This window comes from Ancylobacter mangrovi, assembly GCF_024752355.1.
Lineage (GTDB): Bacteria > Pseudomonadota > Alphaproteobacteria > Rhizobiales > Xanthobacteraceae > Ancylobacter > Ancylobacter mangrovi.
On sequence record NZ_JANTHZ010000008.1, the window covers coordinates 120,054 to 137,293 of the forward strand.

Annotated in this window: 14 protein-coding genes; 8 read left to right on the forward strand and 6 right to left on the reverse strand. The window is 70.2% G+C overall.

Going from position 1 to position 17,240, the window contains the following annotated elements; translation table 11 throughout:
* Positions 1-18: 18 nt before the first annotated feature.
* The 5 genes from NVS89_RS17175 to NVS89_RS17195 form a co-directional block, all read right to left on the reverse strand.
* Positions 19-1,398 carry an FAD-containing oxidoreductase gene (locus NVS89_RS17175; protein ID WP_258733992.1) on the reverse strand — a complete coding sequence of 460 codons (1,380 nt, stop codon included), beginning with the start codon at positions 1,396-1,398 and terminating at the stop codon, positions 19-21.
* A 130-nt stretch (positions 1,399-1,528) separates the two neighbouring features.
* Positions 1,529-2,680, reverse strand: a complete 1,152-nt coding sequence (locus NVS89_RS17180) for a CaiB/BaiF CoA transferase family protein (RefSeq protein ID WP_258733993.1) — start codon at positions 2,678-2,680, stop codon at positions 1,529-1,531.
* Positions 2,681-2,687: 7 nt separating this feature from the next.
* Positions 2,688-4,085: an MmgE/PrpD family protein gene (locus NVS89_RS17185; RefSeq protein WP_258733994.1), complete on the reverse strand. Its 1,398-nt coding sequence runs from the start codon at positions 4,083-4,085 to the stop codon at positions 2,688-2,690.
* On the reverse strand, positions 4,082-5,752 hold the full coding sequence (gene hutU / locus NVS89_RS17190; RefSeq protein ID WP_258733995.1) for a urocanate hydratase: 1,671 nt from the start codon (positions 5,750-5,752) through the stop codon (positions 4,082-4,084). The genes NVS89_RS17185 and hutU overlap by 4 nt, the downstream gene beginning before the upstream one ends.
* A 119-nt stretch (positions 5,753-5,871) precedes the next feature.
* Positions 5,872-6,780, reverse strand: a complete 909-nt coding sequence (locus NVS89_RS17195) for a LysR family transcriptional regulator (RefSeq protein WP_258733996.1) — start codon at positions 6,778-6,780, stop codon at positions 5,872-5,874.
* A gap of 102 nt (positions 6,781-6,882) precedes the next feature.
* Here NVS89_RS17195 and NVS89_RS17200 point away from each other — a divergent pair, with 102 nt between their 5' ends.
* The 8 genes from NVS89_RS17200 (at position 6,883) to NVS89_RS17235 (ending at position 16,773) form a co-directional block, all read left to right on the forward strand.
* Complete coding sequence (locus tag NVS89_RS17200) at positions 6,883-8,019, forward strand: acyl-CoA dehydrogenase family protein (RefSeq protein WP_258733997.1); 1,137 nt, start codon at positions 6,883-6,885, stop codon at positions 8,017-8,019.
* 164 nt (positions 8,020-8,183) lie between these two features.
* On the forward strand, positions 8,184-9,143 hold the full coding sequence (locus NVS89_RS17205) for a MurR/RpiR family transcriptional regulator (protein ID WP_258733998.1): 960 nt from the start codon (positions 8,184-8,186) through the stop codon (positions 9,141-9,143).
* On the forward strand, positions 9,140-10,102 hold the full coding sequence (gene speB / locus NVS89_RS17210) for an agmatinase (protein ID WP_258733999.1): 963 nt from the start codon (positions 9,140-9,142) through the stop codon (positions 10,100-10,102). Before NVS89_RS17205 ends, speB begins: the two co-directional genes overlap by 4 nt.
* Before the next feature lie 79 nt (positions 10,103-10,181).
* The gene (locus NVS89_RS17215) at positions 10,182-11,681 is read left to right on the forward strand and encodes an ABC transporter substrate-binding protein (RefSeq protein WP_258734000.1); all 1,500 of its coding nucleotides are present in this window, start codon (positions 10,182-10,184) and stop codon (positions 11,679-11,681) included.
* Positions 11,682-11,826: 145 nt separating this feature from the next.
* A complete protein-coding gene (locus NVS89_RS17220; RefSeq protein ID WP_258734001.1) occupies positions 11,827-12,783 on the forward strand; it encodes an ABC transporter permease in 957 nt (318 codons plus the stop codon).
* Complete coding sequence (locus NVS89_RS17225) at positions 12,770-13,645, forward strand: ABC transporter permease (RefSeq protein WP_258734002.1); 876 nt, start codon at positions 12,770-12,772, stop codon at positions 13,643-13,645. The genes NVS89_RS17220 and NVS89_RS17225 overlap by 14 nt, the downstream gene beginning before the upstream one ends.
* Positions 13,645-15,765: an ABC transporter ATP-binding protein gene (locus tag NVS89_RS17230; protein WP_258734003.1), complete on the forward strand. Its 2,121-nt coding sequence runs from the start codon at positions 13,645-13,647 to the stop codon at positions 15,763-15,765. Before NVS89_RS17225 ends, NVS89_RS17230 begins: the two co-directional genes overlap by 1 nt.
* 48 nt (positions 15,766-15,813) lie before the next feature.
* The gene (locus tag NVS89_RS17235; RefSeq protein ID WP_258734004.1) at positions 15,814-16,773 is read left to right on the forward strand and encodes an agmatinase; all 960 of its coding nucleotides are present in this window, start codon (positions 15,814-15,816) and stop codon (positions 16,771-16,773) included.
* 66 nt (positions 16,774-16,839) lie between these two features.
* On the opposite strand, the gene NVS89_RS17240 is transcribed toward NVS89_RS17235, so the two are convergent.
* On the reverse strand, positions 16,840-17,142 hold the full coding sequence (locus NVS89_RS17240; protein WP_258734005.1) for an antibiotic biosynthesis monooxygenase family protein: 303 nt from the start codon (positions 17,140-17,142) through the stop codon (positions 16,840-16,842).
* Between the last annotated feature and the right edge of the window lie 98 nt (positions 17,143-17,240).

Sequence of the window (17,240 nt, forward strand, 5' to 3'; positions counted from 1 at the left end):
AGCCGGGCGGAGCGTCTCTCACTCCGCCGGCTCCATGCCCTCCAGCAGGGTGGGAATGAGCTCGGACACGGTGGGGTGGATCGGCACCGCGCGCTGGAAGAAGGTCCAGGGCAGGTCCGCGTTCATGGCGTCGAGCAGGCCGTGAATGGCCTCGTCGCCGCCGGTGCCGAGAATGGCGGCGCCGAGGATGCGCTGCGTCTGCGCGTCCACCACCGCCTTCATGAAGCCCCGAGTCTCGGCCTTCTCCTGCGCCCGGCCGACCCGGCTCATCGGCCGCTTGCCGATCAGCAGCGGCCGGCCGGTGGCGCGCGCCTGCGCCTCGCTCATGCCGACCCGCCCGAGCGGGGGATCGGTGTAGAGCGCATAGCCGGGGATGCGCTCGCTCAGCTTCCAGCCCTTCCCGTCCAGCAGGTTGGCGGCGACGATCTCGTAGTCGTTATAGGCGGTGTGGGTGAAGGCGCCGCGCCCGTTGCAGTCGCCCATGGCGTAGACGCCGGGCACGCTGGTCTGGAGATGGTCGTCGACGGTGATGTAGCCGCGCTCGTCGGTCTCGATGCCGGCCGCCGCGAGCCCCAGATCGTCGGTGTTCGGCCGCCGGCCGATCGCCAGCAGGACGTCGGAGCCGGGAATCCGCGCCCCGCCGCCCGACCCGTCGACATGCACCGCCAGCCCGTCCTCATGGCCGGAGAAGCTGATGCATTCGGCGCCGGTGTGCACCTCGATGCCCTCGGCCTCCAGGATCTCGCGGATCGCCGCCGAGACGTCCTCGTCCTCGCGGCCGACGAGGCGCGGGCCCTTCTCGACCACGCTCACCCGCGCGCCGAAGCGGCGGTACATCTGCGCGAATTCGAGCCCGATATAGGAGCCGCCGACCACCACGAGATGGGCCGGAAGCCGGTCCAGCTCCACCATGGTGCTGTTGGTGAGATAGGACACCTCGTCGAGCCCGGGCATGTCCGGCACCGCCGCGCGCCCGCCGACATTGACAAAGATGAGCGGTGCGCTCAGCGCCTCGCCGTCGACCGTCACCTCGTGCGGGCCGGTGAAGCGGGCATGGCCCCGCAGCACGGTGCAGCCCTCCATGCCCTCGAGCCAGCTCTCGATGCCGGCGCGGCTGTCATGGATGATCTTGCCCGCGCGCGCCGCCACCGTGTTCATGTCGATGCCCGGCGCGCCCTTCAGCACCACGCCGAAATCCGCCGCCCGCTGGGCCATCCGCGCGGCATAGGCGCTCGCGACCAGCGTCTTGGTGGGGCGGCAGCCGGTGTTGACGCAGGTGCCGCCGAAATAGTGGCGCTCGATGACGGCGACGCGCTTGCCAGAAGCGGTCAGCCGCCCGGCCAGCGGCGGGCCGGCCTGCCCGGCGCCGATGACGATCGCATCGAAGGGGCGTGTCATCGCATTCTCCCTGCACGGCGGATCGGAGGACGAACCACGGAGCATGGCGCGCTTCGCGCCATGTGGGCAAGCCGCCGAACCGAGGCGCACCGTACGCGCGCTCCGGTTTCTCCGCCGCGGGGCTAACCGCTCAGTGCGGCGCGACGTTCCCCACGATCTCGTCCGTGTGCTCGCCGAGCAGCGGCGCCGGGCGTATGGGGAGTTCGCCCGAGCCGAGGAAATGCACCGGCTGCGGCACCACGGGGATCGCGCCGGCCACCGGGTGCAGCACGGTGCGCACCAGCCCGCGCGCCTTGGCGTGGGCGCTGGCGACCACCTGATCGATCGTCAGGATCGGCGAGGCCGGAACGCGCGCCGCCTCCAGCGCCGCCACCGCCTCGGCGACGCTGTGCTGGCGCGTCCAGCCCTCGAGAACCGCCTTCAGCGCCGCCTCGTTGCCCTTGCGGGCCTGGTCGGTGGCGAAGCGCGGATCGACTGCCAGCTCCGGCCGGCCGATGGCGGCGGCGAGGTCGGCGAACAGCGTGTCGTTGGCGACCGCGATGATGAGATGCCCATCCGCCGCCTCGAAACTGTCGAGCGGCGCGCTGATCGGGTGCGTGTTGCCGATCCGCCCGGGCACCTCGCCGGTGAACAGATATTGCGACAGCGCGGTCATCATGATCGAGAAGATGGAATCGAGCATGGCGATGTCGAGATGCTGGCCGCGCCCATCGCGCTCGCGCCCGTGCAGGGCGGCGAGGATGGCCCAGGTCGCCTGCAGCCCGGCGATCAGGTCGCCCACCGATTCCCCGACCCGGTTCGGGCCCGAGCCCGCCGGGCCGTTCACGCTCATGATGCCGCTCATCGCCTGGGCGATGATGTCGTAGGCCGGGCGATGCGAGAGCGGCCCCTCCTGGCCGAAGCCGGAGATGCTGGCATAGACCAGCTTCGGGTTGATGGCGGCGAGGCTCGCATAGTCGATGCCGAGGCGCGCGGTGACGCCGGGGCGGAAATTCTCGACCACGATGTCCGCCCCGGCGGCGAGCTCGTGCACGGCGCGCCGGCCCTCCTCGCTCTTGAGGTCGAGCACCACCGAGCGCTTGCCGCGGTTGATCATCAGGAAATAGGTGCTCTCCCCGCCCGCCCGCGGCGCGAAATGACGCGCGTCGTCGCCGTCCGGGCTCTCGATCTTGATGACGTCGGCGCCGGCATCGGCGAGCAGGGCGGTGCAGAAGGGGCCGGCGAGCATGCGCGAGAAATCGAGCACGCGCACGCCCGCGAGCGGCGGCGGCAGGGGAGCCATGGTCAGGTCAGGCCTCGTGGTTCAGGTCGTCGAACAGATCGCGCAGGTTCGCCCGCGTCTCGATCGCGTCGAGGCGGGCGAGCAGCCGCTCCACTGCGCCGGGCGGCAGCAGGAGGCCGGCGCAGGCGCGGAACTTGGCGGCAAGCGCCTCGGGCGGCAGCGGATCGCCGGCCGCGCCGCGCGGGATGGCGCGGAAACCCTCGAAGGCGCGCCCGTCGGCGAGTTCCACCCGCACCCGCGCCCCTTCGGGCGCGTGCCTGCGGGTCTCCTCGTCCCAGGAGGCGCCGGTGTGCATCTCCACGCGCTCCATCAGGGCGGCGACGGCGGGGTCGCGGATCACCCTTTCGTCGAGGTCGGACAGCGTCACATCGCCAAGCACCAGCGTGGCGGCAAGCGCGAAGGGCATGGAGAACTGCGCCTGCTGGGGCGTCGACGGCCGGTCGTGGATGAGGTTGGCGACGATCACCGGCGGCACGTCGCAGACGATGCGCGCCACGTCCCCCGCGCCGAAGCCGTGCGCGCGCGCCAGCTCGGCCACCACGTCGACGCTGGTGTGCGCGGACAGGCAGACCGGGATGCGCTTGACGTCGATGCCGGGATCGAGGAGGCGCCAGCGCGTGCCGGGCGCCTCGAGTGCGCTCTCGTCGAACACGCCGTCGTTGAACAGTGCCGCGAAGCCGCGCGGATGGGTAGCGACGTCGGGCGGGCCGCTCGCTCCCTCGGCGGCGAGCAGGGCGGCGACGACGCCCGCCTCGGCGGCGCGGCCGGCGAGCAGCGGCTTGGCATCGGTGCCGAAGGCGGCCTTGGCCCCGCCCGCGCCGGCGAGCGCGATGCCGATGGCCGCGTCCATCGCCTGCGCGTCGAGGCCGAGAAGCCGGCCGGCGGCGACCGCAGCACCGACCGGGCCGAGCACGGCGGTGGTCCACCAGCCCTTCTCGTAGAGGCTCATCGTGGCGGCGGCGCCGAGCGCATATTCCGCCTCCGACCCGGCGATGATGGCGTCGACCAGCGCGCCGCCTGACGCACCGACCTGCTGCGCGACGGCGAGCGCCGCGGGCACGATGATCGCCGAGCCGTGCACCACGCCGGCATAGCAATTGTCGTCGAAGTCGAGCGCATGGGCGGCGGTGCCGTTGGCCATGGCGGCGCCGGGCGGGGCGAGGCGAAGCCCGGTGCCGGGCACGGCCGCGGCACCCGGGGCGCTGGCGAAGCCGGCGACGCGCTGCGCCTTGCGCGCGACCGGCGCCGTGGCGCCGGCAAGGGCGACGCCGAGCGTGTCCACCAGGCAGTTGCGCGCCACCGCCCGCACCTCGGGCGGCACCTCGCCCGGCGTGAAGCCGGCGCACCACTGCGCCAGCCGCCCGATGGCGGTCGGGGCCCCGATGCCGGCCGAAGCCCCGCTCACGGGGCGGACGAGGCCGATCGGGTCAGCCCTTCGCGCTCGACGGTGGCGATGGCTTCCTCGTAGCCGGCGTCCGCATGGCGGAACACGGCGACGGAGGAATCGTTCGCCAGCACGCGGCGCAGGCGCCGGGCCGCGTCCTCGCTGCCGTCCGCCACCACCGCGAAGCCGGCATGCTGCGAATAGCCGATGCCGACGCCGCCGCCATTGTGCAGCGACACCCAGGTCGCGCCGCTGGCGCAGGCGGTGAGCGCGTTCAGCATCGGCCAGTCGGCGACCGCGTCGGAGCCGTCCAGCATGCCCTCGCTTTCGCGGTTCGGGCTGGCGACCGAGCCGGAGCTGATGTGGTCGCGGGTGACGATGATGGGCGCGGCGACCTCGCCGGAGGCCACCATCTCGTTGAGCGCGAGGCCCGCGGCGACGCGGTCCTGCAGCCCCATCCAGTAGCTGCGCGAGGGCAGGCCCTGGAACTGGATGCGCTTCTCCGCCATGTCGATCCACCGGGCGAAGCTCGGATCGGCGACGATGCCCTTCAGCTTGCGGCTCGAATGCAGGATGTCCTGCTGCTCGCCCGACAGCGCGATCCAGCGGAACTGGGTGCGGCCCCGGCAGAATTGCGGGCGCACATAGGCGCTGATGAAGCCGGGGAAGTCGAACGCCTCCTCGACGCCGGCATCGCGCGCCATCTGGCGGATGTTGTTGCCGTAGTCGAACACGGGAATGCCGCGCGCGCGGAACTCGAGCATCGCCCGCACCTGCCGCGCCATGGTGTGTTTGGCGGCGGCGATGGTGCCCTCGGCGTCGGTCTCGCGCCGGCGCTCCCACTCGGCGATGCTCCAGCCGGCAGGGATGTAGCCGAACAGCGGGTCGTGGGCGGCGGTCTGGTCGGTGACGAGGTCGGGCAGCGTGCCACGCGCGAGGATCTCCTCATAGACCTCGGCTGCGTTGCCGATGAGCCCGATGGAGAGCGCCTCGCCGGTGCGCCGCGCTTCTGCGATCATCGCCAGCGCCTCGTCGAGGCTGCCGGCCTTGCGGTCGAGATAGCCGCCCTGGATGCGCCGCTCAATGCGCTCCTCGCGCATCTCGATGGCGAGCACCGAGCAGCCGGCCATGACGCCGGCGAGCGGCTGCGCCCCGCCCATGCCGCCGAGCCCGGCGGTGAGCAGCCAGCGGCCGGAAAGATCGCCGCCATAATGCTGGCGGCCGGCCTCGACGAAGGTCTCGAAGGTGCCGCCGATGATGCCCTGGCTGCCGATATAGGTCCAGGAGCCGGCCGTCATCTGGCCGTACATCATCAGGCCCTTGCGCTCGAGCTCGTCGAACACTTCCTGCGTCGCCCAGCGGCTGACGAGGTTGGAATTGGCGATCAGCACGCGCGGGGCGTCGGCATGGGTGCGGATGACGCCGACCGGCTTGCCGGACTGGATCAGCAGCGTCTCGTCCTGGTCCATCGCCTTCAGCGTGGAGACGATGCGGTCGAAGCATTCCCAGTTGCGCGCCGCCCGCCCGCGTCCACCATAGACCACCAGATCCTCGGGGCGTTCGGCGACCTCGGGATCGAGGTTGTTCATCAGCATGCGCAGCGGGCCTTCGGTCTGCCAGCTGCGGGCGTTGAGGACGGTGCCGCGCGGGGCGCGGACGATCCGGCTGTTCTTGGTGGCGGCGGTCACGCAGGGCTCCTCATGCTGGTCGATCGCGGGGGGGCGACGAGCGGCACCATAGGAAGCGTATCGAATTAAGTGTACTAATGAATTTTCATATATTGGATAAGACGAGTTTATTCAGAACGTCACGTCGCCCCGCGGCCGCGGAAGTAGTCCTTCGCGACGGTGACGAAGGCTTCGGCCGCGCGCGTCATCGGCGCGTAGGCCGAGGAGCCGATGATGACGCGCTGCGGCGGCACGCTCTCCACGAGCGGGCGGCAGACCAGCGGCAGACCGTCATGGGAATGGTCGCCGAAGGGCCGCGTCACCAGCACGCTGTTGCCGAGGCCGTGGGCGACCATGCCGCGCACCGTCTCCAGCGAGGTGCAGCGCAGCAGCTGCTCGGGCATCGCCCCGGTCATGCGGAACAGCGACAGGAAATAGTCGCGGCTGTGCGGCAGGTCGATCAGCACGAACGGCTCCAGCGCCAGGTCGCGCAGCGAGACCTGCGCCGCGTCGGCGAGCGGATGATCCTTCGCCAGCAGCGCATAGGGCGTGAGCGCGCCGAGCGGGGTGCGGGCCATCTCGCCGATCGTGTCGAGGTCGTAGAGCAAAGCGAGCTCGACCACGCCGTCGGCGAGATCGCGGTGGAGCTGGTCGAGCGGCTCCTCGCGCAGGCGCACCCGCACGTCGGGATGGGCGGCGCTGAAGGCGCGCAGCAGGCCCGGCGCATAGGCGGGCGCGAGAGTGGAGAAGACGCCGATCTCCAGCTCGCCGGTGAGCCGCCCGTCCTTGGTGCTGTCCATCACCGCATGGGCGTGGGCCAGCAGGTGGCGCACCTCGGCGAGCTTGCTGCGCCCGAACGGGGTGAGGTCGACCCCCTGCGCGTGGCGCCGCACGAACAGCTTCTGGCCGAAGCTCTGCTCGAGCTGGCCGATGGCGACCGAGATCGCCGGCTGCGACACGTGGAGCGCCTCGGCGGCACGCAGCGTGCTGCCGGCCTCGGCCGTGGCGACGAAATAGGTGAGCTGGCGCCAGGAGACGTTGATGGCCACTCGGTGAATTACCTTTATTTATTCAGATTATGAAAAGCCGATATTTTTGTTAATTAAGGGAGGGTGTCAAGCTCGGGCCTTCCTTCAGTTGCCGAGCCGCTCATGACCCCGTTCTGTACCGATGACGACCTTGCCATTGCCGACGCGATCACCCGTTTCGCGGCGCAGGAGATCGCCCCGCGCGCGCAGGCGATCGACGCCGAGCGGCGCTTCGCCGGCGAGCACCTGCCGGCGCTGGCGGAGATCGGTCTCACCGGCATGAACCTGCCCGAGCAATGGGGCGGGCCGGGCGCCTCGGCGGTGGCGCTCTATCTCGCTGTCGAGGCACTGGCGGGCGCCTGCGCCTCCACCACCTCCATGCTGACCGCGCATTTCCTCGCCACCGACGCGATCCTCATCGGCGGGGACGACGCGCAGCGCGGCCGCTGGCTGCCGCCGGCGGCGGCGGGCACCAGCCTCGGCGCCTTCGCGCTGACCGAGCCGCGCGCCGGCTCCAACCCGGCCGACATGAGCACGCGGGCGGTCCGCGAGGGCGACGCCTACCGGCTCAGCGGCACCAAGCACTTCATCTCCAACGCCGCCCATGCCGACTTCATCGTCGTGTTCGCGCTCACAGACCCGGCGGCGCGGGCGCGCGGCATCAGCGCCTTCGTGGTGGAGCGCGGCACGCCCGGCCTCGGCGTGAGCTCGCCCGAGCCGACCATGGGGCTGCGCGGCGGGCACGTGTTCGAGGTGCGCTTCGACGACTGCCTTATTCCCGCCGATTGCCGGCTCGGCGAGGAGGGCAGCGGCTTCCGCACCGCGATGAAGGTGCTCGACAATGGGCGGGTCGAGGTCGCGGCCACCTCCACCGGCATCGCCATGGCCGCGCTCGACGCCGCGCGCGGCTGGGTGCAGGAGCGTCAGGTCGACGGCGAGCCGATCGCCCGCTTCCAGGGCCTGCAATGGATGCTGGCGGACATGGCGACCGACCTCGAGGCGGCCCGCCTGCTCGGCCTGCGCGCCGCGCATCTGCGCGCCCGCCACGCCCGCTTCTCGCAGGAGGCGGCGATGGCGAAGCTGTACGCGGCGGAGATGGCCGGGCGCGTCACCGATTCCGCGCTGCAGATCCATGGCGGCTACGGCTATGCGCAGGACCTGCCGCTGGAGCGCTATGTGCGCGATGCCCGCATCATGCGGATCTATGAGGGCTCGTCCGAGATCCAGCGCAACATCATCGCCCGCACGCTGCTGAAATGACGGCGCTGCTGCTCCCCGCCCCGACCGGCACCATCCCTGCGATCTGCCTGCAAACTAGGCATGAGCGGGTGGATTCCTGCTCGATTTTGGATCAATCAGATCAAAATTTATCTGATTTGAAACAAACGTTGCAGAGCGCGAAACAGCCCCCTATCGTGGCCGGCATGAAACGCTCCGACTTCGTTGCCAGGGTGAAGCAGCACTTCGACGAGCTGCCCGGCCAGATCCGGGTCGCGGCCGGCTATGTGCTCGACCATCCCGAGGACGTGGCGCTGCTGTCGATGCGCGAGCAGGCGCGCCGCGCCGGCGTGCCGCCCGCGACCATGACCCGCTTCGCCCAGCAGCTCGGCCTGACCGGGTTCGACGAGGTGCGCGCCATCCACGCCGCGGCCCTGCGCGAGGCGCCCGTCGCTTATGGCGGGCGGGCCGAGAACCTGCTGCGCCGCCATCGCGAGGTCGGCGATGCGGGCATCGCCACCGAGATGCTGGCCCGGCTGTCCGGCCACCTCACCGAGGTCGCCCTGCCCTCGCGGGTCGAGAAGCTGGTGGAAGCCGCCCGCGCCATGGTGGCGGCACGGCGGATCTACTGCCTCGGCCACCGCTCCTCCTTCCCGGCGGCGTTCCAGTTCAACTATTTGCTGTCCTTCTTCGACGACCGCTCGGTGCTGCTCGACGCCACCGGCGGCGTCGGCCATCCGGGCATGCTCGATTCCGGCCCCGGCGACGTGCTGCTGGTCATCTGCTACACGCCCGCCGCCCGCCATGTGGTGGAGGCCACCGCCTTCGCCCGCCGTCAGGGAGTGCGCGTCGTCGCCATCACCGACAGCGAGGCCAACGCGATCGGCCGGCTGGCCCATCTCACCCTGCTCGCCTCCAGCCAGTCGCCTTCCTTCTTCGACACGGTGACGCCGGCCTTCGCGGTCTGCGAGACGCTGGTGGCGCTGATCGCCGGCCTTCATCCCGGCGACGTCGCCGCCTCCGTGGCGCGCACCGAGGAGAAGCTCTGGGAGCTCGGCGTGTGGTGGCGGGAGGAGGATGCGCTGCCGGCCGGCCCGTCCGCGTCCCGCGGCGACGAAGCGGCCAGCCAGGCCGTGCCTGACCCCGCCAGAGCGGAGGCGGAATGATGGACGCGCCCGCTCCCCGCTACGCCGCCTACATGCCCTCCGCCGGCATTGCGAGCTTCCTGCGCTCGCCGATCTGCGAGGACTTCGCGCAGGTCGAGGCCGACGTGGCGGTGCTCGGCATCCCCTATGATTGCGGGGTTGGCTACCGCCCCGGCACGCGCTTCGGGCCGCGCGAGATCCGCAACCAGTCGACCCGCTACGCCGCCTGGGGCACCGGCAACGCCGCCGGCTACTGGGACGTCAACCGGAAGCAGCGCTTCCTGAAGGACGTCTCAATGGTCGATTGCGGCGATGTCGACATCACCTATTTCGACATCGACGCCAACATGGCGAAGATCACCGCCTCGGTCGGCGCGCTGCTGGCGCGCGGGGCGCTGCCGGTGATCCTCGGTGGCGACCATTCGGTCACCTTCCCGAATGTGCGCGCCTTCGAGGCGCTCGGGCCGATCGACATCGTGCATATCGACGCGCACATGGACTGGCGCGACGAGATCGCCGGGGTGCGCTACACCAATGCGAGCCCGCTGCGGCGCGCCAAGGAGCTGCCCTTCGTGCGCCACATGGTGCAGCTCGGCATACGCGACGTGCGCACCCGCGAGAGCGATTATGAGGACGCGCTCTCCCAGGGCGTGCGCATCTTCACCCGCGAGGACATTCGCGAGCAGGGCGTCAACGCCGTGCTGGAGGCGATGCCCGAGCTCGGCAACGTCTTCGTCACCATCGACATCGACGGTTTCGACCCTTCCATCGCCCCGGGCACCGGCTCGCCGACCGTGGACGGGCTGCTCTACCACGAGGCGCGCGCCCTCCTTCAGGGCGTCGCCGCGCGCGGGCGGGTGGTGGGCTTCGACCTGGTCGAGGTGAACCCGTTCATTGATGTCGAGGGGCAGACCAGCCTGCTCGCCACCACGCTGATCCTGGAATTCCTCGGCGCGATCTTCGCCGCGCGGGGGCGCTGAAAGGCACCCGGCGCGCTCGTGGCGCCGGGGGCTCAATGAAAAAATTCAAGCATAAACAAAGACCTCGAAGGAGTTGGGAATGAAGAAGAGATTTATCGGCGCCCTGGGCGCGGCGGCGATCAGCCTGACCGCGCTGATGGCCCCGGCCATGGCGGCAGGCACGCTGCGCGTGGCCATCCCCTCGAACCTCAACACGCTCGACGCCGCCAAGACCAAGCTCGGCGAAGAGTACATCATGAACTTCCTCATCTTCAGCGGACTGACGGAAGTCGACGGCAAGGGCGGCGTGAAGCCCGACCTCGCCGAGAGCTGGAGCAAGAGCGACGACCAGAAGACCTGGACCTTCAAGCTGCGTCCCGGAGTGAAATTCCATGACGGCCGCGAGCTCGAGGCCGCCGACGTCAAGGCCTCCATCGAGCGCATCAAGGACAAGGCCACCGGCTCGCCGGCGCGCGTGAACTTCGACATCGTCGACAGCATCGAGACGCCGGACAAGGAGACCGTCGTCTTCAAGCTGAAGATCCCCTATTCGGGCTTCGCCGAGCTGTTCGGCGACCGCCAGGTGCGCATCCTGCCGCGCGACAAGTTCGACACCATCGCCACCCATCCGATCGGCACCGGGCCGTTCATGTTCAAGTCCTTCACGCCCGGCGACCGCGTCGAGCTGGTGAAGAACCCCGACTATTACGTGAAGGGCGAGCCCAAGCTCGACGCCGTGACCTTCCGCATCATGCCGGAGAGCGCGGCGGAGATCGCGGCGCTGGAGACCGGCGACGTCGACCTCGTCTGGAGCCTGCCGCTCGAATCCATCGACCAGATGAAGGACAACCCGGACATCGTCGTCGACTCGACGCCGACCTCGACCTGGGACGGCCTCATCATGAACAGCGCCAAGAAGCCGTTCGACGATGCGCGCGTGCGCAAGGCGGTGCTGATGGCGCTGGACAAGAAGGCGCTGGTCGAGGTCGCGCTCTACGGCCAGGGCACCCCGACCCACACCATGATCCCGCCCTCGCACCCCTACTACAACTCGGATATCCCGATCGGCGCGCCCGACGTCGAGGGCGCCAAGAAGCTCCTCGCCGAGGCCGGCTATCCGGACGGCTTCGAGGCCACGCTCTACGTCCCGGTCGGCCGCCCGACGCGCGAGCGCCTCGGCATCGCCGCCAAGGAGATGCTGGCGCCGGTCGGCATCAAGGTCGATATCCAGCGCGTGCCGTGGGACAAGTTCGTGAAGGAGATCGAGGGCAAGGCCGCCTTCTACGCGGACGGCTTCTTCAGCCGGCCGACCATCGACACCTCGATCTACCCCTTCTACCACTCGACCGGGTCGTGGAACACGCAGCTCTGGAACTACAAGAACCCGGAGATCGACAAGGTCCTGGACGACGCCCGCGCCGCCAAGACCGAGGACGAGCGCGCCGCGCTGTACAAGAAGTTCCAGGCGCTCGCCGAGGACAACCCGGCCGGGGCGATCCCCTACGTGCTCAACCACGTCAACGCTTACCGCAAGAACGTGAAGGGCTTCCATTCCAGCCCGATGATGTGGCTCGACCTGCGCGAGACCACGGTCGAGTGAGCTGACGCTCGCCCGCCTCTCTCCCGCGGGCGATGTCCCCCGCTGCCCGCGGGATGCGCCCGGCCCTCCTTAGGAGCCGGGCGCGCCTTCTCCTCCTGCTGCTCAGGTCCCGCCGCGCGCGGGGCCGCAACGCCCGGGAAGTCCCATGGTCCTTTACGTGATCAAGCGCCTCGTCGGCATCGTCGCGATCCTGGTCGTGATGTCGGTGCTGGTGTTCGCCATCACGCAGGTGATGCCCGGCAACGTCGCCCATATCCTCGCCGGGCAGTTCGCCGACGACGCCACCATCAAGGCCATCGAGCACAAGCTCGGCCTCGACGCGCCGGCCTATGTCCAGTACTGGCGCTGGGCGAGCGGGGTGCTGAGCGGCAATCTCGGCAATTCCCTCATCATGGAGCGGCCGGTCGGCCCGCTGATCTGGGACGCCTTCATGTCCTCGGCGCTGCTGGCGGCCATCGCCTTCGTCATGGTCGCGGTGTTCGGCATCGTGCTCGGCGTGCTCGCCGCGGTCCGGCAGAACCGCTTCACCGACCATGCGGTGTCGGTGTTCTCCTATATCGGCGTGTCGGTGCCGGAGTTCTTCTGGGCCATCGTCGCCATCATCGTCTTCGCCCGCTATCTCGACTGGCTGCCGAGCGGGGGCGCGGGGAACCTCTCGCACGGCGTCTGGTCCTGGGCCTCGCATCTGATCCTGCCGTCGCTGACCCTGACCTTCACCCTCATCGCCCATGTCTCGCGCCTCACGCGCTCCTCGATGATCGAGACGCTGCGCTCCAACTATGTGCGCAACGCCCGCGCCAAGGGGCTGCCGGAGGGCGTGATCATCCGCCGCCACGCGCTGCGCAACGCGCTGCTGCCGACCATCACCGTGCTCGCCATCGATGTCGGCTGGCTGCTCGGCAATATCGTGGTGGTGGAGGCGGTGTTCTCCTATCCCGGCATCGGGCGGCTGCTGCTGTTCGCCATCGAGCGCCACGACCTGCCGCTGATCCAGGCCGGAATCCTGCTGATCGCGGCGGTCTACTGCTTCGCCAACCTCATCGCCGACCTGCTCTATGCCTATTTCAACCCGAAGATCCGCTATGGCCATGCCGAAAGCTGACGCCGCCAACGCCGAGGCCGCGCGCCCCATGCGCTCGCTGCTGGCCGGGGCCAATCCGAAGCTCGTCGTCGGCGCGCTGGTGCTGGCGCTGCTGGTCGCGGTGGCGATCGCCGCGCCGTGGATCGCACCCTACCGCTTCGACGAGATGAGCATACTTAGCCGGCTCAAGCCGCCGAGCCTCGCCCATTGGTGCGGCACCGACGAGTTCGGCCGCGACGTGTTCAGCCGCACGCTGATGGGCGCGCGCCTCTCGCTGATGATGGGCTTTGCGGCGACGGCGGTCAGCCTGTTGATCGGCGTGCCGCTCGGCCTGTGGGCCGGCTACCGGCGCGGGACGGTGGACGAGGCGATCATGCGCGCCACCGACGTGCTGCTCTCCTTCCCGCCGATCATGCTCGGCCTGCTGATCCTGGCGGTCACGCCGCCCTCGCTGTGGAAGATGATCATCGCGGTCGGCATCGTCTACGTGCCGAGCACGGTGCGGCTCACCCGCTCGGTCACGCTCGACCTCGCCGGCGAGGAATTCGTGCAGGCCGCCCGCGCCCGCGGGGAGCGCGCCGCCTACATCCTCCACGCGGAGATCCTGCCCAATGCCTGGCCGCCGATCATGGTGGAGGCGAGCCTGCGCGTGACCTTCGCCATCCTGCTCGGCGCGGCGCTGTCCTTCATCGGCCTCGGCGCGCAGCCGCCGAGCTCGGACTGGGGCCTCATGATCTCCGAAGCCCGTCCCCTCATCGATCGCGCGCCCTGGGTTGCGCTCGCGCCCGGCATCGCCATGGGCATCACCGTGATCGCGGTGAACCTGCTCGGCGACGGCCTGCGCGAGGCGCTCGACCCGCGCATGCAGCGGAAAGGCGGCTGATGACGACGCCCCTCCTGTCCGTCAAGGACCTCACCCTCACCTACCAGACCGGCCGCGGAAGGCTGCGCGCGCTGAACGGCGTGAGCTTCGACGTGAACGCCGGCGAGACGCTGGCCGTGGTCGGCGAATCCGGCTCCGGCAAGAGCTCGGTGGCGCTGGCGGCGATGGGGCTGCTCGGCCCCGAGGCGCATCTCGACGGCTCGATCCGCTTCGAGGACGGCGAGCTGATCGGGCTCGACGAGGCGAGCCGGCGCGCGCTGCGCGGCCGCGCCATCGGCATGGTGTTCCAGGACCCCTTCACCTCGCTCAACCCGAGCCTTCGCATCGGCGAGCAGGTGGCCGAGCCGCTGGTCTACCATCAGGGGCTCTCGCGCGCCGAGGCGCTGGAGAAGGCCGTCGCCGCGCTCGGCGAGGTGGGCCTGCCGGGCCCGCGCGAGATCGCCTCCGCCTATCCGCACCAGCTCTCGGGCGGCATGCAGCAGCGCGTGCTGATCGCCTCCGCCATCGTGTGCAATCCGCGCCTGCTGATCCTCGACGAGCCGACCACCGCGCTCGACGTGACGGTGGAGGCGCAGATCCTCGACCTGCTGGACAATCTGCGGCGCAGCCGCGGGCTCGGCATGGTGTTCATCACCCATAATCTCGGCGTGGTGAACCGCATCGCCGACCGGGTCTGCGTGCTCTATGCCGGCCGCGTGGTCGAGGTGGGCGAGAAGGACACGGTGCTCGGCCGCCCGTCCCATCCCTATACCAAGGGCCTGCTCGCCTCGCTGCCGCGGCTCGCGGCGGACGGGCGCGCGCGGCGCATCGCCCCGATCCCGGGGCGTTTCCCCGACCTCGTCAACGCCCCGCCCGGCTGCATCTTCGCTCCCCGCTGCCCGTTCGCGGAAAGCGCCTGCGTCGAGAACGAGCAGGTGCTCGCAACCGACGCCGCCGGCAATGGCGCGCGCTGCTGGAAGAGCGCGGGCCTGCCCGGCTGGCCGGAGGAGCCGGCGGACGACAGGAACATCATCGAGGTGGCCGCCAGCCGCGAGCCGGCGGAGGACGACGCGCCGCTTCTGCGCACCGAGGACCTCTCCAAGCGCTACCGGCGCGGGCGCATCGGCGGCGGCATCGAATGGACCCGCAAGCTCGGCGTCATCCCCTGGCCGAGCACGCGCGCGGAGACGGTGAACGCGGTCGACGGCATCTCGCTGGAGATCCGGCGAGGCGAGGTGGTCGGCCTCGTCGGCGAGAGCGGCAGCGGCAAGTCGACCTTCGGGCGTACCATCCTGCGCCTCGTCGACCCCTCTTCGGGCCACGTAATGTTCGACAGCCGCGACGTGGCGAGCCTGCCCGACGGCGAACTCGACGATTTGCGCAAGCGGGCGCAGATCGTGTTCCAGAACCCCGATTCCTCGCTCAATCCGCGCCGTCGGATCGGCAAGGCGATCGCCCGCGCGGTGAAGCTGCAGACCAACGTGCCGCCCGAGCGGCTGCGCGCCCATGTCGAGGACCTGCTCGACCGGGTCGGCCTGCCGCGCGCCTATTACGACCGTTATCCGCACCAGCTCTCGGGCGGCGAGAAGCAGCGCGTCGGCATCGCCCGGGCGCTGGCGACCGAGCCGGAGTTCATCGTCTGCGACGAGCCGGTCTCCGCGCTCGACGTCTCGGTGCAGGCGACCGTGCTCAACCTGCTCGACGGGCTCAAGGACGAGCTGAACCTCTCCTACCTGTTCATCTCCCACGACCTCTCGGTCGTCGCCTACATCGCCGACCGCATCGCGGTGATGTATTCGGGCCGCCTGTGCGAGGTCGGCCCGGCCGACGCGGTGCTGCAGCCGCCCTACCACCCCTACACGCAGGCGCTGCTCTCGGCCGTGCCGCTGCCCACCCCCGGCGCCGCGCGGCGCGAGCGCATCCGCCTGCGCGGCGACCGCCCGCCCTCGGGCGCGCAGCGCTCGGGCTGCGTCTTCCACACGCGCTGCCCGCGCTCGCTCGGCGAGCTCTGCGCCAACACGGCCCCGCCGGTGCACGAGCCCCGGCCCGGCCACCGCATCGCCTGCCATCTCAGCCTCGACGAACTGGCCCGCGACGCCTCGGTGCTGCCCGAGGCCGCGCCTGTCGCCGCCGCCGAATGAACTTTCGATGGAGCGGATCGCCGCTCGAAACCCCAAGGACGTGACGTCATGAGTGCCCGCCTGACCAACCCGCCGAAATACGGTCACAAGAGCCTTCTGTATTCCGAGGTCGTCGACGACCTCGACAATCTCAAGGCCGACATCGCCGTGCTCGGCATTCCCTACGGCTCGGCCTACTCGATCGAGGAGGTCAGCAACGACCAGTCCAACGCCCCGACCGCGATCCGCCAGGCCTCGGACCGCGCGGTGCGCGCGCCCGAGCGCTACGATTTCGACATCGGCGGCCCGCTGCTGATGAACAAGCCGATCCGCATGGTCGACTGCGGCGACGTCATTAACGACCCGCGCGACCTCGGCATGAGCTACCGCAATGCCGAGGCGGCGGTGCGCAAGATCCTGAAGGCCGGCGCGCTGCCGATCATCCTCGGCGGCGACCACGGTATCCCGATCCCGGTGCTGCGCGCCTATGACGACCAGGAAGGGCCGATCACCCTCATCCATGTCGACGCGCATCTCGACTGGCGCCAGGAGGTGAACGGCGTGCCGGACGGCTATTCCAGCCCGATCCGCCGCATCTCCGAGATGGACCATGTGAAGGACATCTACCAGATCGGCATCCGCGCCCAGGGCAGCGCCCGGCAGGAGGAGGTCGACGCAGCCTATGCCTACGGTGCCAACATCGTCACCGCCTACGAGCTGCACGATGTCGGCATGGACGCGATCCTCGAGCGCATCCCCGCCGGCGGGCGCTACTACATCACGCTCGACGCCGACGGCATGGACCCCTCGGTGATGCCGGCGGTGAACGGCCCGGCGCTGGGCGGCGTGACCTACCACCAGGCGCGCAAGCTCATCCACGGCCTCGTCAACAAGGGCCGCGTGGTCGGCATGGACCTCGTCGAGATCACGCCCGCCAAGGACGTGAACCGCATCTCCTCGATCGCCGCCTGCCGGCTGTTCGTGAACCTGATCGGCGCCACCATCAAGGCCGGCTATTACGAGCGCTGAGGCCCGGCTTACCTTCCGCCGGCCGGACGCTGCGCCACACCCGGCGCGGCGCCCGGCCGGCCTCTCTCACGGTTCGGGCGGGGTGAAGGTGCGGATCACCTCATAGGCGCCCGGCTCGAAGGTCGCGATGGCGAGGATCTCCTCGAAGCAGCGCTGCTGCTCCGGGTCGCCGCGCATCGCCTGATAATCGGCGAGGCTTTGCCACCGGGCGTAGACGGCGACCTTGGTGCCGTCCGTGCCGCGATGCAGGGTGGCGGAGACGAAGCCCGCCGCCCGGCTCACCGGGCCTTCCGTAACCGTGGTCAGCAGGTCGATCAGCCGCTGCTGATCGACCGCATCGACGGTGAACACGTTGATGAACGTGACCACTGGCACTCCCCCGCGATGAAGGGCGGCGTCCCGCCGTCGACCCGGCTCCCGGACGCGTCCACGGCGAGCCGCGCGCAATCGCCCGGCGTTCGCCATCT

Bases quoted from the DNA above. Each gene is read 5' to 3' on its own strand.
- speB (WP_258733999.1), top strand. From the start codon at position 9,140: ATGATGGACGCGCCCGCTCCCCGCTACGCCGCCTACATGCCCTCCGCC.
- NVS89_RS17215 (WP_258734000.1), top strand. From the start codon at position 10,182: ATGAAGAAGAGATTTATCGGCGCCCTGGGCGCGGCGGCGATCAGCCTG.
- NVS89_RS17220 (WP_258734001.1), top strand. From the start codon at position 11,827: ATGGTCCTTTACGTGATCAAGCGCCTCGTCGGCATCGTCGCGATCCTG.
- NVS89_RS17200 (WP_258733997.1), top strand. From the start codon at position 6,883: ATGACCCCGTTCTGTACCGATGACGACCTTGCCATTGCCGACGCGATC.
- NVS89_RS17230 (WP_258734003.1), top strand. From the start codon at position 13,645: ATGACGACGCCCCTCCTGTCCGTCAAGGACCTCACCCTCACCTACCAG.
- NVS89_RS17180 (WP_258733993.1), bottom strand. From the start codon at position 2,680: ATGGCTCCCCTGCCGCCGCCGCTCGCGGGCGTGCGCGTGCTCGATTTC.
- NVS89_RS17205 (WP_258733998.1), top strand. From the start codon at position 8,184: ATGAAACGCTCCGACTTCGTTGCCAGGGTGAAGCAGCACTTCGACGAG.
- NVS89_RS17175 (WP_258733992.1), bottom strand. From the start codon at position 1,398: ATGACACGCCCCTTCGATGCGATCGTCATCGGCGCCGGGCAGGCCGGC.
- NVS89_RS17235 (WP_258734004.1), top strand. From the start codon at position 15,814: ATGAGTGCCCGCCTGACCAACCCGCCGAAATACGGTCACAAGAGCCTT.
- NVS89_RS17225 (WP_258734002.1), top strand. From the start codon at position 12,770: ATGCCGAAAGCTGACGCCGCCAACGCCGAGGCCGCGCGCCCCATGCGC.